Below are 16,190 nucleotides of genomic sequence, written 5' to 3'. Positions count from 1 at the left end.
GGAACCAACAAGAGCTTTCAATGGGAAAAGGGAAAGGTTGGACCATGAGAATCAATTTCGCGATACCAGCATTGGTCATCGTCACGGCCTTGGCACTGTCAGGCTGTGTTGACAACAGCACAGTGACAGAGACCGGCGGTGGTGGAACCGTAGATGTGGGGATTGACTCAGCCGCAGTAGCCCTGCTGCCCGACGACGTGAAAGCGTCCGGCATTCTGGTGATTGGCATCGACCCGACGTATGCCCCGAACGAGTACAAAGACGATGCCGGCAACCCGATCGGCTGGGAAGTCGACCTCGGAAACGCCATGGCGGCAAAGCTTGGGCTTGAGACGAAGTATGAGACCTCTAGCTTCGACAAGATCATCCCGAGTGTTACCGGTGGCAGCTACGACATCGGATTGTCGTCGTTCACCGACAACGAAGAGCGCCAGAAGAGTGTCGACTTCGTCAACTACTACGAGGCCGGCATTCAGTGGGCTCAGCAGATCGGCAAAGACGTCGACCCGGCTAATGCCTGTGGCATGATCGTTGCCGTGCAGACCACGACCTACGAAGAGACCGATGAGCTTCCGGCAAAGTCGAAGGAATGTACCGACGCTGGTAAAGAGCCGATCAACATCCTGAAGTTTGACAAGCAAGATGAGGCCACCAATGCTCTCGCGCTCGGTCGCGCCGACGCCATGAGCGCTGACTCGCCGATCACCCAGTACGCGGTGAGCAAGGTCAGCGACAAGATCGAGTTGGCTGGTGAGTCATTCGACACCGCACCGTACGGCATTGCTGTCCAGAAGGATTCACCGCTGGCGGCAGCTCTTCAGGCTGCGTTGCAGTCCATGATGGATGACGGCAGCTACAAGACAATCCTCGAAGAGTGGGGCGTTTTCAGCGGCGCTATCTCGGAGATCACCATCAACGCGGCGACCGCCGGCTAGGGGGGATGGCTTTGTCAGAATCTGGCCGTTCGGCGACACCCACGAGCGTGCCGCCGAACGGCACTCAACAAGCAGAAGCGATCACAGCGATCCGCCTTCGCCACCCGTGGCGCAACGTGATTGCTGTCATTCTTGTTGCAATCCTCGTGCTGTTCGTGGTTGATGCTTCTCAGCGGGAAGCATATAGCTGGGACAACTTCGCCAAGTTCATCTTCGATCAACGCATCTCTCAGGCTGCCGGATACACTCTGCTGCTGACGGTCTACTCGATGATCATTGCGATCCTACTTGGCGTCACCCTTGCGGTCATGCGCCTCTCTGATAACCCTGTAGTCAAAGGAATCGCTTGGCTGTATCTCTGGGTGTTCCGCGGAACGCCCGTGTATGTGCAGCTTGTGTTCTGGGGGTTGTTCGCAACGATCTATTCGACGATCGATATCGGAATCCCCTTTACCGAGCCGTGGCTTTCACTAAATACCGCCAACTTCCTCGATGTCTTCTGGCTCGCGGTCATCGGGCTCGCGCTCAACGAATCCGCCTACATGGCAGAGATTGTGCGCGCCGGCATCCTGTCAGTTGACAAGGGACAGGATGAAGCCGCGACGGCCCTCGGTATGTCATGGCTGCAAACGATGACGCGCGTTGTCATTCCGCAGGCGATGCGCATCATCATCCCGCCAACGGGAAACGAAGTTATTTCGATGCTCAAGACCACTTCGCTGGTGGCCGCGGTACCGTTCAGCTTTGATCTCTATGGCCGATCACGCGATATCTCCGCGGTCATCTTTGACCCGATCCCACTGCTGCTTGTCGCGTCGGCGTGGTATTTGCTCTTCACCTCAATCCTGATGGTGGGGCAGTACTTCTTGGAGAAGCGTTTCTCGCGTGGAGTGGGGCAAGCGCGACCGGAGAAGAACGGTACTGGGACGGGGACCATTCCGTTGACGACCGGAATCATTACAACCCCCGGATCCGCAGCAGCTTCCGACCGCGGGAACGACAGCGACGCGCCAGATAAGGGGCACCGATGACTACGACAGCCACAAGCGAAACGCCCATGGTGTTTGCTGACCGTGTGTCGAAGAGTTTTGGATCGAACGAGGTTCTGAAGGGCATCTCACTCACGGTTCCGCGTGGGGAAGTAATGTGTTTAGTCGGGCCCAGCGGGTCCGGCAAGTCGACCTTCCTGCGCTGCATCAACCATCTGGAGCGTGTGGATGCGGGACGACTCAGCGTCGACGGCGTGCTGGTTGGTTACGAGGAGCGCGGAGACAAGCTCTACGAACTGAAACCGCGCGAGGCTGCACGTCAGCGGCGCGACATTGGAATGGTGTTCCAGCGCTTCAACCTCTTCTCGCATATGACAGCGCTGGAGAACATCATCGAAGCACCCATGCGTGTTAACAAGTTAACGAAGGATGATGCGGTTGCGCGGGGCAGAGAACTGCTCGCACGTGTTGGCCTTGACGAAAAGGAAGACGCCTACCCTGCGCACCTCTCCGGAGGTCAGCAACAGCGGGTAGCAATCGCTCGGGCACTCGCCATGGAGCCGAAGCTCATGCTGTTTGATGAGCCGACATCCGCGCTCGACCCTGAACTGGTTGGTGAAGTACTCGATGTTATGAAGGGCCTAGCAAAATCGGGCATGACCATGATTGTCGTCACTCACGAGATGGGCTTTGCACGAGAAGTCGCTGACCAGCTCGTGTTTATGGATGGCGGCGTTGTCGTTGAGGCTGGCAATCCAGACGAAGTACTGGGTAACCCCCAGCATCAGCGCACGAAAGCCTTCCTCTCGAAGGTGTTGTAGCCAAGTGTTGGTCCGGATGCTCAAGCTAGCGCGGCTGCATCCGGATCGCACCGTCCAGGCGGATAACTTCGCCATTGAGCATGGGGTTTTCGATGATGTGCTGCACTAGGGCAGCATATTCGTCGGGGCGACCCAGGCGAGACGGATGCGGCACTTGGGCTCCGAGGGAATCCTGCGCTTCTTGGGGTAGGCCGGCCATCATCGGCGTCTCGAAGATGCCGGGGGCGATCGTCATCACGCGCACCAATGATGCGGCGAATTCCCGGGCGAGGGGGAGTGTCATCCCGGCGACGCCCGCTTTCGATGCGGCATAGGCGGGTTGCCCGATCTGGCCGTCGAATGCTGCGACGGATGCCGTATTGACGATAACGCCACGCTCACCGTCACTGGGGTCAGTTTCGACCATCGCTGCCGCAGCGAGACGGATCACATTGAAGGTGCCCGTGAGGTTGATCCCGATCACGGTTTCGAAGGTTTCCAGTGCCAGGACACCCGTGCGACCAAGGGTCTTGCCCGGGGTGGCAACGCCGGCGCAGTTCACAACAATGCGCAGCGGTCCGACCGAGCTGGCGAGGGCGACGGCAGCCTGAACGTCAGCCTCCGAGCGAACATCGGTGGGTGCGAACCGGAAGCCATGTTCTTTGGCGATTTCGGCTCCACGAGAGCTGGGGAGGTCGGCGATGGTGACCTTCGCACCCTGTGCGGCGAGGGCGCGAGCGGTGGCCAGGCCGAGTCCGCTGGCACCACCGGTGATCAGTGCTGCGGCATCCTGAATTTTCATGCAAGCCTTTCAATGAGTGTTGCGTTTGCCATGCCGCCGCCCTCGCACATGACCTGGAGTCCGTAGCGGCCGCCGGTGGTCTCGAGCTGATTGACGAGGGTTGTGAGCAGGCGTGTGCCCGACGAGCCGAGGGCGTGGCCGAGTGCAATCGCACCGCCGCGCGGGTTCACAATGGCGGGGTCGACGGGGAATTCTCGTAACCACGCCAGAGCAACCGACGCGAAGGCTTCATTGACCTCAACGCTATCGAGCTGGTTGAGCTGGATGCCGCTGCGCTCCAACACGCGATGCGTCGCCGGAATGATGCCGGTCAGCATCTCAATGGGATCGGAACCGACCACCGCGAATGAGTGGAAGCGAGCGCGCGGTGTGAGGCCGAGGGCGGCGGCGCGTTCTTCGCTCATGATGAGCACGGCGGAGGCGCCGTCGGTGAGCGGCGACGAGTTGCCCGCCGTTACACGCCACGCGATTTCTGGGAACTGTGCCGCGATTTCTTCGTCGAAGAATGCTGGGGGGAGGCCAGAGAGGCCATCGGCGGTGGTGCCGGGGCGAATAGTTTCGTCACGGCGCAGGTCACCGATGGGCAGGATCTCACTGCTGAAGTCGGCAAGGGCGGCGCGGGCGTGGGAGACGGCGGCGAAGGCATCGAGATCGTCGCGTTCGAGACGCCAGCGTGCGGCGATCAGCTCAGCAGAGATTCCCTGATTGACGAGCCCCTCGGGGTAGCGTTCGCGAAGTAGTGGGCTCATCGTGCTTTGGCCGAGTGTTGCCTGCCCGATCGGGTGTGAACTCATCAGTTCAACACCGCCGGCGATCACAACGTCGTTCACTCCCGCCATCACCGACTGGGCAGCAAAGTGGGCTGCCTGTTGGCTTGACCCGCACTGACGGTCAATCGTGGTTGCGGGCACCGACTCGGGGAATCCCGCTGCGAGCACCGCATTCCGCGTAACGTTCACCGCCTGCTGACCCGATTGTGTAACGCAGCCGCCGATCACATCATCGATGATTGCCGGATCAAGGTCGTTCCTGCTGACCAAGCTGCGCAGCACCGTAGCGAGCAGATCTACCGGGTTCTCGCCTGAGAGGGCGCCGCCCAGTTTGCCTCGGCCCGAGGGTGTACGAATCGCGTCAACGATGACTGCCGTTGTCATCCCTCAACCCTAATCGCGCGCGCTGATGCGGGGAAGAGCGGCGGCAACCGCGCCCGGAAACCTAGGCCGGTTCGACCCCAAACGCGCGAGCAAGCTTGTCGATCTTTTGTGCGCGGCCGAGACGCGGCAGGTCGCTGCCGTCGCGGATGACGCGGCCACGAGCCTCGAAGTCCTCTAAGAATTCGCGCGCCCACGCAACATCTGAGCGGGTGGGGCTGATGACCTCGTTGATGATGGGCAACTGTTCGATGTCGAGGCACAGCTTTCCCGTCATGCCGAGCGCTACGGCCATACCGCCCTGTTCGCGCAACACCGGGTGGTTGGTGCCGACCGTTGGGCCATCGATGGGGCCGGGCAGGTTACCAACCCGGCTTGCGATTACCAGGCGCGAGCGAGGATAGGCCATCGCTAAGTCGTCAGCGCTGGTTCCGGTGTCGCGACGATAGTCACCGCTGCCGAAGGCTAGGCGGTACGCGCCGCGGGCACGAGCAATGGATGCCGCCTCTTCGATGCCGAGGGCGGACTCGACGAGGGCGATCACCGGCGTTGCACCCTTAAGGCGGTCGAAAGTTTCGGAGACATGAGCTGCTGCCTCAGCCTTGGCGAGCATGACACCGCGCAGGCCAGGGAGCCCGGCGAGCGCATCCACATCATCCGACCAGAAGTCAGAGGTGCGGTCATTGATGCGCACCCAACCGCTGCCGCCGTGGCTTAGCCATGAGACAACCGCGTCTCGAGCACTCGACTTGAGACGTGGGTCAACGGCGTCTTCGATGTCGAGAATGATTTGGTCGGCACGCGACCGTTCGGCGCGGTCAAACTCTTCGGGACGGGTTGCCGCCACCAGAAGCCAGGAGCGCGCAATTTCTGCAGAAACATCGTGGGTGGTGGGACGATCGGTGGTGCTTTCAGACACGCGATAGCTGCTTTCTGTTATCAGAGAGGCGACCTTCTCGTGCCACTCGCAGCCTCAAGGGTATCGGTTGCTGGCTGGGTGGCGGCGAAAAGTACGGTTTAGGAGGCCAGCACTTTGCCGATGCGCTGCACGCTCACCGACTCCGCTGTTCCCAAATGTTGTGCAAAGAGACTTAAACGCAGTTCTTCGAGCATCCATCGAGCTCGGGCAATCTGCGGTTCGGGATGTGGTTGCAGCGGCAGAGTGCCGCCCGCGTCTCGGTAGCGACGGGTCGCTAGTTCGACCTCGGACATCCAGCCGCGGTCTTTGCCCGGGTTTTCGGTGAGTTTCGTTACGCGGTGTTCGACGCCCTTGAGGTAGACGGGAACGCGGCGCAACTGGGCGAGCCCTATTGCGGAGACGAACCCCGGATATACGAGCGCGTCGAGCTGTTCGCGAGCATCGCCGAGGGGCGCAAGCAGGTGCATACTTGTGGCGGCACGTATCGCTTTGTCTGCCGCGCGAGCGCCAGAAACAATGGATGCCACGAGCGAGACGGTGTCAAAGAGTGATTCAACCAGCCCTGCCGAGATCTCGTTGCGCAGCACTTCGAACTCGCTCTGGGCATAGATCTCGCGGTCGCCCATCACGGAGTCAACGCACGCGCGGAGACAGTCGTCAAAGAGGGCGTTTGTTGAGCGGTACGGACTTTGGGCGAGGACGAGTTTTTCGTTGCCGGTGAGGTGTTCGTTGATGTAGCCGAGCGGCGACGGAATCGCCAACAGCAGCAGGCGACGAACCCCGCTCTGGTGCGCGGTGGCCTGGTCGTGCGGTGTTGACATCAGGCGAAGCGAGACTGAATCGCCGTCGTCGACGAGCGCAGGGTAGGCACGAATGGTGTTGCCGCCGTGTTTGGTATCGCGTGAGCGGTCGAGTTCGCCAAAGTCCCAGCTGGTGATGCCGGAGCGTTCGAGAGTCGCTGTCGGGCGTTCGACAGCGCCCTCGACGGCGCGCGCAACACTCTCGCGGGCGACAGGCTTGAGGCTGGCCTGCAGGCTGCGCAACGACTTGTTTGCGCCGACTTTCTTGCCTCGCTCATCGATGACGGCGAAGGTCACTCGCAGGTGTGCGGGTACACGCTCGAGGTCGAAGTCGGATGCCGAAATGGTCGCGTACGTCAGTCGCGCGATCTCTTTCGCGAGGAATTGGGTCAGCGAGACACCGTCGTCGAGGGCTGCGGTCGACGGATCGGCGGGGGCAGCTTCGAGCAGACGGCGGGCCCAGTCGGCGGCCGGAACAACGTTGCGCCGAATGGGTTTCGGCAGCGACTTGATCAGCGCTGTCACGAGCTCGTCGCGCAGTCCGGGTACCTGCCAGTCGAAGCCCTCGGGGCGCAACCCGGCGAGCAGCGGCAGCGGTACGGCGACGGTCACACCATCATCGTCGGTGCCCGGCTCGAAACGGTAGCTGAGGGCGAGGGTTTGGTCGCCGCGCATCCACGTGGTGGGGAATTTGGTGTGGTCGACTTCGGCGTCATCCGCGTTCTCGAGCAGATCGTTGATGGTGAGGGTCAGTAGGTCGGGGGAGTCGTGGCGGGCTTTCTTCCACCAGCCCTCGAAGTCGCGCACCGATGCGACGTGAGCGGGCACACGACGGTCGTAGAATTCGAAAATCGTTTCGTCGTCGTGCAAAATGTCGCGGCGGCGGCTGCGTTCTTCGAGCTGTTCGAGGTCGCGGCGCAGTGCACGGTTGCTCGCGTCGAATCCCCACACACGTTTGTCGCGCTTGGTGAGATCGTCTTCGCCCTCAACGAGGGCGTGCCGAATGAAAAGTTCGCGGGCCGCAGGTAGATCGACGCGGGAGAATTGGATGCGCCGGCGGGCGGCGAGCGTGACGCCGTAGAGCGTCACCCTCTCGAAGGCGACAGCGGCGCCCTGTTTCTTCTCCCAGTGGGGTTCGGAGTAGCTGCGTTTCACGAGATCACCGGCAAGCTTTTCGGCCCACACGGGATCAATCGACGCATTCATACGCGCAAAGAGTCGGCTCGTTTCGACGAGTTCGGCGCTCATGATCGCGTTGGGTTGTTTCTTTGCAAGAGCTGAGCCGGGAAAGATGACGAACCGGGTTTGACGGGCGCCAATGTAGTCGCGCTTGGCGGCATCCTTCAGCCCAATGTGGCTGAGCAGGCCGGCGAGCAGCGATCGATGGATGCCGTCAGGGTTCGAGTGGGCATCGCCAATAACGAGGCCGAGGGGCTTGGCTAGGCGGCTCAGCTGGCGGTAGACGTCATGCCATTCGCGGACCCGCAAATAGTTGAGATATTCGTTTTTGCACAGACGCCTGAACTGGTTGCCCGAGAGCTCTTTTTGTTTCTCTTCGAGATAGTTCCAGAGGTTGAGGAGGGTGAGGAAGTCGCTCGTCGGGTCGATGAAACGGGCGTGCTGCTGGTCTGCCTGCGGGCGTTTATCGAGGGGGCGTTCGCGGGGGTCTTGGATGCTGAGGCCCGCCACGATGGCCATGACTTCGCGGGTGGTGCCGTGCTGCTTCGATTCGAGCACCATGCGGGCGAGCCGTGGGTCGATGGGCAGTTGGCTGAGTTGCTTACCGATTTGGGTGATGCGGGGGGCCGCCTCTTTCGCATCCTTGACAGGTTTCGCATTCTCGACGGCCCCGAGTTCGGTGAGCAGGTCAAGGCCATCTTTGATGCCGCGCGAGTCTGGTGGCTGCAGGAACGGAAAGTCGGCGATGTTGCCGAGGCCGAGCGAGATCATCTGCAGGATGACCGCGGCAAGGTTGGTGCGCAGAATCTCGGGTTCCATGAACTCGGGGCGCGCAGTGAAGTCTTCTTCGGAGTAGAGGCGGATTGCAATTCCGTCACTCGTTCGCCCTGAACGGCCGGAACGCTGGTTGGCGCTCGCCTGGCTAATCGCTTCAATGGGCAGGCGCTGAATTTTGGCGCGGGTGCTGTACCGGCTGATGCGTGCGGTTCCGGCATCGATGACGTAGCGGATGCCGGGCACGGTCAGGCTGGTTTCGGCAACGTTGGTGGCGAGCACGATACGGCGTCGCGTGCCGGGGGTGCGGCGTGACTCGAAGACGCGGTGCTGTTCGGCGGAACTCAGGCGCCCATAGAGGGGGAGTACTTCGGTGCCGGCGTGCATCCCGCCGGAGTTGATGCGGCCGCGGATGGCTTCTTCGGCATCCCGAATCTCGGTCTCACCGGAGAGAAAGACGAGCACGTCGCCGTCGCTTTCGCGGGCAAGTTCGTCGAGAGCGTCGTTGATCCCTTCGAGGTAGTCGCGGTCGGCACGGTTCGCCGCCGCCTCTTCGGCATCCTCAGCCTCCAGCTCGCCGCTGGCACCATCTTCGGCGACCAGTGGTCGGTAGCGAATCTCGACGGGGTAGGTGCGGCCCGACACCTCGATAATTGGGGCGCCCTCGAAGTGCTTCGAGAAGCTTTCGGGGTCGATAGTGGCACTGGTAATGATGATGCTGAGGTCGGGGCGACGCGCGCGAAGCTGCTTCAGGTAGCCGAGCAGAAAGTCGACGGTGAGGCTGCGTTCGTGGGCCTCATCGATGATGATGGCGTCGTATTTTTTGAGGTCGCGGTCGCGGTGGATTTCATTCAGCAGGATGCCGTCGGTCATCAACTTCACGCGCGTATTTTTGCCCACGCGGTCGGTGAATCGAACCTGATACCCGACGAGATCGCCCAGTTCGCTGCCGAGCTCTTCGGCGATGCGCTCCGCAACGGTGCGGGCGGCGATTCTTCGAGGTTGGGTGTGCCCAATGGATGTTTTGCCCAGTTCCAGCAGAATCTTCGGCAGCTGAGTGGTCTTTCCACTGCCGGTGGCGCCCGCAATGATGACAACCTGGTTGTCGCGGATGGCCTTGGCGATGTCATCTTTGCGCTGGCTGACGGGCAGCTCGGGCGGGTAGGTCACAACCAGCTCGGCACTCCGCGGTGCCGCATTGCTGGCGGTGCTGGCGGAGTGAACCTCGGAGGCGGACATAGCCCTTCAGCTTACGCGCTGTTGTTGCTTGGGAGTCTGCTAGCGCGAGGGAGTCAACCAGCGCCGCAACGTTCGAGTGACCAGCGGCAGCAGCGCGTAAACCATCACCGGGGTGAGGCACACCGTGGTGAGCAGCACGCGCACCACGAGCGGCAGCAGATCCCAGCCGGGCACGAGCATCGTGACAAGGTACGTGAAGAGAAGGTTGAGGGGAAAGAAGCCAAGCCAGATCGTGACGGCTTGCTTCCAGCGCGGTGGTACGTCGTCGACGCCACCGGTATGCTCAACCGTGACCTCGGTGGGTTCGTCGAACCAACCTTCGATGCCGGTGCGGCGTTCACTGCGTTTTTCACGAGCGAACCCGCTGCCGCTCTGGAGCCACCAAGCGCGCTCGGGAGACTGTTCCCAGTGCGACAGTGCTGCGGCGTCGGTGAATCGGTAGAGCATGTGCCACGTTGTGGTGTTCGGACCGGCCCGCACCCAGCCAGAGCCTAGGAAGCCAGGGTAGCCGGTGGCGAGGTTGATGCCGGTCTGCATCCAGGCGGTTGCTTCGGCGATGCGAGCCGGGTCGACGGTGCGTTCAATAGAGACGGTGATGGGGGTGTTATCCATGTGGTCTCAGCGCACTCCGTCTCTGCTGCCTGCGGCAAGATTACCAGCCCAGCAGGACAGCGGTTTCTCCGCAACCCAACGGGATCCCTAGCCCCAAGAAATTGGCGCCGCCATTCCTCAGCCCGAACGTGAGGAATGACGGCGACCTCGTCAGTAACGCTTACGGCTGGGCTTAGCCTTGGGCCTCAGCAGTGGCAAGATTAGACTCTTCGCCCGTCGCGCCACCGGTCGCCAGTGCGGCGATCTCTTCTGTCGTTAGCGGAATCCACGGTGTGCCGTCGGGGTCCGAAGAGAAGGCAGCGGGGCTGTCGCCCTGGTTCCACCACTTTGCTTCATAGGGAACACCGCTGAAGAGCACGCGGTCGCCCTCTTCATAGATGCTCGCGCCATCCCAGCCGGGGTAAGTGCCGGCGGGCAGGGTGGGCATCGTGATGGGAGTTTCTCCCTCAAGCACGGGCCCTACAAGGGTCCACGGGGTTTCCCAGGAGTTCAGGACCGGGTTATCGGGGAGGTCGCCGCGGGTCCACCATTTTGCCTGGTAGACATTGCGATGCCACACGGTCTTCGTTCCGGCAAGGTAGCTGGCGTCTTCTTGCCAGACCGCGTAGGGGCTGGTTGCGGGGTCATCCACGAGGTCTGAAGGGTCAGTTGGTTCCTCGGTCGTAATGGTCTTTGCCGAGCTGGCAACCTTACCGTCGAAGCCCTCAGCGAGAACATCTGCGAAGAACAGATCCCCCTGGGCGACACCGCTGCACGCGTCTGAGACGCGCGTCACGTCGGCATAGTTGGGCCCGCAGGTGATGTCGCGGTTGAGCGACCACATCGACATCCGGCCGATGCCCTCCTCAAGCGCGAACTCGTTGAGGGCTACCGCGTCTTTCACGGTGAAGACTTCGTCTTCGATGTCGTTTTGGCCGATCATGGGTGTTGCACCGAGCTTGGTCCAGATCGTGCCATCCGTCAGTTCAATGCCGGCGAGGTCGTACAGCACACCCAGCTGGCGGTGGGTTTCCTGAAGTGACCGAATGGATGCTGCGCCGCTCGTTTCACCGTCAGCCAGGCTCTGGCCGAAGTTCATCGTCATGATGTTGACGCCGGCGAGGTCGACCCCCGCGTCGAGCATCTGTGTGACGGCGGTGGTGCCTTCCTCGGTGAGACCGAAGGTGGCGGCGGGCAGGGTGAGCCAGACGGCAAGGTCGTCTCCAGCGGAGCGTCGCGCCTGCTGCAAAGTGGCCATCGCCGCAGCGCGACGCTCACCGGCAGCGGTGTCGCTCAGGTTTCGGCCCTCTATGTCGAGGTCGATTGTGGTTGACGCGTAGCGGTCCAGTACTGAGTCGTAGGCGTTCACGAGCTGGCTGCTGTCGGTGCAGGTAGTAGAGAGCTCGTTATTCAATAGTCCGCCAAACGAAACCGCCACATCGCCACCCTGCTGTTGCAGGCGCGCGATGCGTCGGTCGAGGTCGAGTGACACGGCCGCTTCATCCATTGTGTATGCGGTGCCCCAGGTAGGCGTGCAGCCATCATTTTTTGCGGCAACGATGAACGACAACATGACTTCCTTGCCGCTCTCTTTAGTCGCGGCTTCGAACTCATAGCTGGGGGTCGCGGTGACATCCACGTAGGCGGCAAACCACGGGTCAGGGGCGGGGTCAGCCTGGTTGGATGCCCATGCCTGGTAGGCGAAGAGTCCGCCGCCGGTGACGGCCAGAGCAACAACTAGTGCCATGGCTAGTCGACGAAATGAGATTCGGTGCGTTGCGGAACTCATGATCGAACCTCGCTTCCGGTCTCGGTGGTGGGCAGCATTTCGGCAAAGACGATGGAGTCGCGCACTTTCGTGTGCGATCCACTGTCGTCTCCGTAGTAAAGGATTGAGCGCCAGTCAAGTTCGGTGGGTACTGGTGCGGCCGTTTCTTTCTTCTCCTTAGGCTTGCGCTCGATGAAGAGTGAACGGGTGACACCCAACCAAATATCGACGACGGTGTTCCAGAGCCCGATATATGAGATGACCGCGAGGCCGGCCAGAATCATGTTGAACGCGGCGAAGGCTGCGTTTCCCCAATTGCCGGCGTTCAGGTCGCGCCAGAATGTGAATCCAGAGAACGTGATGATCACGAGCGGTGCGAGCACGTATAGCAGCGGGGTAGAGGTGCGGTTTCGCACTTTTGGGGTTCGGGCGAAGGGAATCTTCTTGCTGGTGATGGCCTGTTCAATCGATTTGAACACTCCCGCGAGGTTGACGGGAAGCAAAATCAGGTTGAAGCCATAGATGCGGAAGATATCGGTGAACTTGTAACCGCTGTAGCGGAGGTCGCTTCCCATGGCCCAGAAGTATGGCACGGCAGCCAGAAGCACTACCGGGCTGAGCAACCGACTGTCGTACGGGTACGCCAGCAGGAACACGAGCCCGAAGCTTGCCCACGTGATCGAGGTCATGTAGTTCACCCGAAGGAAGAACTCGGTCCACGGCACTGTCTCACCGCGAGCCTTGCGCTCACGCATCTGGCGCATCAGCTTGGGCATGATCAGTAGACCACCGTTTGCCCAGCGGCGACGCTGCACAACGAGCGAGCCAAAGTCGGGAGGGGTAGCACTGTAACTGAGGCGCTCCGGATAGTTCATGAGTGTCCAGCCGTGTGCGCCCAGGTCGATGCTCGACTCGGTGTCTTCAATCACCGTGCGGTCCTGAACGTAGCGCTTTACCGTGAAACCACCTTCGGTTTCCGTCTCCACGATGTCCTCAAGAGCCGCCTTACGAATGACCGCATTGGCGCCGACCCAGAATGTTGCGCCGTAGTAGGACTTGCCCTGGTGGAGGATGTGCTGCAGGTCGGTAGTCGCACCGGCCAGTCGTTCAATACGTGTGTTGGCCCCACGGAACGACGAATATGGCGTTTGAGTGACCGCAACCCGTGAGTTGTCGGCCTGCTCGAGGAGATAAACGAGACGCAGGCAGTAGTCACGCAAGAGCAGGGAGTCAGCGTCGAGCGTCAGTAGGTACTGCGAATCCGGAATCGATAGGTCTCCAGCTTCTGCCTGCGTGATGGGGCGAAGAACCGTGCCGGTCGGGGTTTCTTCGGGGCGATAGTTGCCGCCCATGAGCCCAATGTAGGCGTTCAGGTTCATGGCCTTGTTCGCTTCGTGTGACACCGAGGCGTACAGCTTGCGTTCGAAGGTGGAGAGGTCGGCGGTGAAGGTCCACGCGAGTCGACGGTACAGTTCATGCATCCGAGCGGTCGGGGGAACCATGCGCTCGGCGTGAGCGGCGCCGAGAGCGTTGGACGTGAGTTGAAGCTCACCAGCAAGCCCCTGAATCACCTGGGTGACAAAGAACTCATCGACGTGGTCAATCCGTTGCTCGGTGGCGGCCTTGTTCTCTAACCACTGTGCTGCCCACTCGTAGTGCTCGTTAAGTTCTTCCAGATCGAGCAGCCCCACGGTGCGACCGAGCTCCAGTCGCCGTTCAAACGTAGCGAGAGCGTCGGTGAAACGCTTGCGAGGAGCCGCAAGTTCAGCCTGGATTGATTCTGCGAGCGAGCGCGATTCGGCCAACTGTGCCGCAGCATCCGGATTCGTCGGAAATGGTGGATCGTCGAGGAGGAGCACGACACGCAACGTGGGGTACTCCTGAAGGCATGCTGACCACAGGGTGGCGCGCACAACGTCTGGCTCTTCGCTGTAGCTGGGCACGAGCACGGTGATCGAGCCTTGGTGCTCAGTAAAGTGTCGATCGAGTTCGGCACGCGGAACGCGGGTGTGCGAACGGAAGCGCTGGAAGGCGCCGTGGCGAGCGATCAGGTACATGAGCGCCGAGAAGGTGAGGAAGGTGACAACGATCACATACGAAATAGCTTCGGTGGTAAAGCGAAAGCTCTCTGTGCCGTTGTTGATGAACTGGCGCACAATCGTGTAAATCACGTAGGTCAGCCAGAAGACGACCGTGGCAACAATCGCCAGGCGCGCGAGGGCGATCTTACGGTCGCTGGGTGCTGCGTGCACCGTGGTGAGTGGCTCGAGGCGGGTTTCTGCGCCCCACTGTCGACGCCGTGATGGCGCGTCTAAATGATTTTTCGGCATGCTCGTTAGATTCCCCGATGCAAGATCGGCATCTTTCGGGTAGAGGCCGGCGGGTATCTTGCATCGTTCAGTCGTCGAGACTGAAATTCTGTTGGCGTAGATAGCATAGCCGTCGACAGCTCTGTCTGCCCCCACAATTCGTCAAGTAAGCTGAACAAACGCCGTGAATATCGTCGTTCACCGAGAAAGGAACGTATGCCGGTCACGATCGCCATTATCGGGGCTGGGCCGTCGGGGCTAGCCGCCGCCCGAGCTATCGATAAGGCGGGCGTACGCTTTGTTGGTACGAGTCAACAACCGAACACTATGACGGGGTGATTCTGGCAAATGGCACGCTAGCCGATGCCAGCATGCCGAAGTTTGATGATGAATTTACCGGCGAGATCATTCATTCGAGCCAGTACAAGAAGGCCACAATGTTTGCGGGCAAGCGAGTGTTGGTTGTTGGTGCTGGTAACAGCGGATGTGACATTGCAGTGGATGCCGTGCACCGTGCCGACAGCGTCGACCTGAGTGTGCGCCGCGGCTACTACTTTGTTCTGCGCTATCTGTCCGGTAAGCCGGCGGATACCCTCAACCAGGGACGCCCGCTGCCGGCACGTATTAAACAGTTCATTGATACCCGGGTGCTGAAGGTATTCACTGGCGGCCCAATGAAGTTTGGTTTTCCGCGACCTGACTATCGCATCTATGAGTCGCACCCGATCGTCAATACCCTTGTGCTGGGGCATCTGGGCCAGGGCGATTTGCGCATTGTTCCGGCGCCCACTCGCCTCGATGGCAGCACTGTGCATTTCACCGATGGAACCCGAGCTCTACCTGAATATTTTTCCGCCCAGTTTCGATGGTCTGTATGTGATGGGGATGATCGAGGCCAGCGGCATTGGTGGCATGGCTTGCGCTGGCCACGTGGTGGGGCGTCGAAAGGTTCGGGGTGTCGATGACGGTTCGGGGCAAAACTCCGGCGTGCCCGTGAGCGGTGCGGAGGCACGCGGATGAGTCGGGTACTAGTGACCGGTGGCAGCGGATTCTTGGGCTCTTCTGTCGTGGCCGGGTTGGCTGCATCCGAGAACGTTGAATTTGTTATCGGTGCCGATATTCGACGGCCAAGTCCTTGGGTGCGAGTGCCCGGGGTGCTCTACGGTCGGCTCGATGTGACGGATGCCCCGGAGCTGCCGGAACTCTTGCGCAGTTACGCCATCGACACGGTCGTGCATCTCGCCTCGATCGTCAACCCGGGTAAGCACACAACTGTCGCGCAAGAGTTCGCAGTAGATGTCGAGGGTTCGCGCACGGTTTTTGACGCCTGTGTTGAGGTGGGGGTCAAGCGTGTCGTGGTGTCGTCGAGTGGGGCAGCGTATGGCTATCACCGCGACAGCCCCGAGTGGTTGACCGAAACTGATCCTCTGCGCGGCAGTGACGACTTTCCTTACAGTCGCCATAAGTGCATGGTGGAGGAGATGCTTGCGGAGTTGCGTGAAACGGCGCCCCAGCTCACGCAGATTCTATTTCGCATCGGCACGATTCTGGGGCCGGGCGTCAACAACCAGATCACAGCTTTGTGGGATGCACGTCGGGTACTGACGATTGTGGGCTCGGAAAGCCCGTTCGTTTTTGTGCGCGTGGATGATGTGGTGGGGCGCACGTTGCGACTTACACCGCACGGGCCCGCCCAGGTGAAGTTTTTGCGCTACCGGTCCGTGCTGGACAACACGGCGCTCAAAGACGTTTTTGGCTTCACCCCCCACCGAACCAGCCGTGAAGCCTTCGAAGGGTATATCGAGGCTCGTCCGCAGCGCTAGGGCTCACTGTATACAGTTGGTCAGATATTCGGCTTGTTTTCTTCTGATTTGGGCATAGGCTGGAGTTCTTGTATACACAGTGGCGCGGGGACTCCGCGCAGGCGACGGGGG

The 16,190-nt window shown here is 60.8% G+C and carries 12 protein-coding genes; 5 read left to right on the top strand and 7 right to left on the bottom strand.

The features are described from left to right. Positions 1-44 precede the first annotated feature (44 nt). From FB472_RS04305 to FB472_RS04295, 3 genes are read left to right on the top strand one after another with little or no spacing between them, the layout of a single operon-like run. Positions 45-935, top strand: a complete 891-nt coding sequence (locus FB472_RS04305) for an ABC transporter substrate-binding protein (protein WP_141989798.1) — start codon at positions 45-47, stop codon at positions 933-935. Positions 936-940: 5 nt separating this feature from the next. Continuing rightward, a complete protein-coding gene (locus FB472_RS04300) occupies positions 941-1,966 on the top strand; it encodes an amino acid ABC transporter permease (RefSeq protein ID WP_141989797.1) in 1,026 nt (341 codons plus the stop codon). Continuing rightward, positions 1,963-2,745, top strand: a complete 783-nt coding sequence (locus FB472_RS04295) for an amino acid ABC transporter ATP-binding protein (RefSeq protein WP_141989796.1) — start codon at positions 1,963-1,965, stop codon at positions 2,743-2,745. The genes FB472_RS04300 and FB472_RS04295 overlap by 4 nt, the downstream gene beginning before the upstream one ends. A 25-nt stretch (positions 2,746-2,770) precedes the next feature. Here the strand turns inward: FB472_RS04295 and FB472_RS04290 are convergent, their stop codons facing one another. The 7 genes from FB472_RS04290 to FB472_RS04260 form a co-directional block, all read right to left on the bottom strand. Continuing rightward, positions 2,771-3,526, bottom strand: a complete 756-nt coding sequence (locus tag FB472_RS04290) for a 3-hydroxyacyl-CoA dehydrogenase (protein WP_141989795.1) — start codon at positions 3,524-3,526, stop codon at positions 2,771-2,773. Then, positions 3,523-4,680 (bottom strand): thiolase family protein, encoded by a 1,158-nt coding sequence (locus FB472_RS04285; protein ID WP_141989794.1) that lies wholly within the window; start codon positions 4,678-4,680, stop codon positions 3,523-3,525. Before FB472_RS04285 ends, FB472_RS04290 begins: the two co-directional genes overlap by 4 nt. Before the next feature lie 61 nt (positions 4,681-4,741). Further along, positions 4,742-5,596: an HpcH/HpaI aldolase/citrate lyase family protein gene (locus FB472_RS04280; RefSeq protein ID WP_021810526.1), complete on the bottom strand. Its 855-nt coding sequence runs from the start codon at positions 5,594-5,596 to the stop codon at positions 4,742-4,744. A gap of 98 nt (positions 5,597-5,694) precedes the next feature. After that, positions 5,695-9,588: an ATP-dependent RNA helicase HrpA gene (gene hrpA / locus FB472_RS04275; protein WP_141989793.1), complete on the bottom strand. Its 3,894-nt coding sequence runs from the start codon at positions 9,586-9,588 to the stop codon at positions 5,695-5,697. 39 nt (positions 9,589-9,627) lie between these two features. After that, positions 9,628-10,200: an antibiotic biosynthesis monooxygenase gene (locus tag FB472_RS04270; protein WP_141989792.1), complete on the bottom strand. Its 573-nt coding sequence runs from the start codon at positions 10,198-10,200 to the stop codon at positions 9,628-9,630. A 172-nt stretch (positions 10,201-10,372) separates the two neighbouring features. Further along, positions 10,373-11,968: a chitinase gene (locus FB472_RS04265; RefSeq protein WP_215730379.1), complete on the bottom strand. Its 1,596-nt coding sequence runs from the start codon at positions 11,966-11,968 to the stop codon at positions 10,373-10,375. After that, positions 11,965-14,277 carry a glycosyltransferase family 2 protein gene (locus tag FB472_RS04260; RefSeq protein WP_141989791.1) on the bottom strand — a complete coding sequence of 771 codons (2,313 nt, stop codon included), beginning with the start codon at positions 14,275-14,277 and terminating at the stop codon, positions 11,965-11,967. Before FB472_RS04260 ends, FB472_RS04265 begins: the two co-directional genes overlap by 4 nt. Positions 14,278-14,591: 314 nt before the next feature. Here FB472_RS04260 and FB472_RS04255 point away from each other — a divergent pair, with 314 nt between their 5' ends. Then, positions 14,592-15,221 carry an NAD(P)-binding domain-containing protein gene (locus tag FB472_RS04255; protein WP_246078074.1) on the top strand — a complete coding sequence of 210 codons (630 nt, stop codon included), beginning with the start codon at positions 14,592-14,594 and terminating at the stop codon, positions 15,219-15,221. Positions 15,222-15,272: 51 nt separating this feature from the next. Then, positions 15,273-16,079: an NAD-dependent epimerase/dehydratase family protein gene (locus tag FB472_RS04250; protein ID WP_141989790.1), complete on the top strand. Its 807-nt coding sequence runs from the start codon at positions 15,273-15,275 to the stop codon at positions 16,077-16,079. Positions 16,080-16,190: the final 111 nt, after the last annotated feature.

Origin of the sequence: Rhodoglobus vestalii, assembly GCF_006788895.1 — a bacterium.
In the GTDB taxonomy this organism is placed as follows: Bacteria; Actinomycetota; Actinomycetes; order Actinomycetales; family Microbacteriaceae; genus Rhodoglobus; species Rhodoglobus vestalii.
The sequence above is the reverse complement of the archived record's forward strand: the minus strand, read 5'-3'. Positions and strand labels throughout refer to the sequence as shown.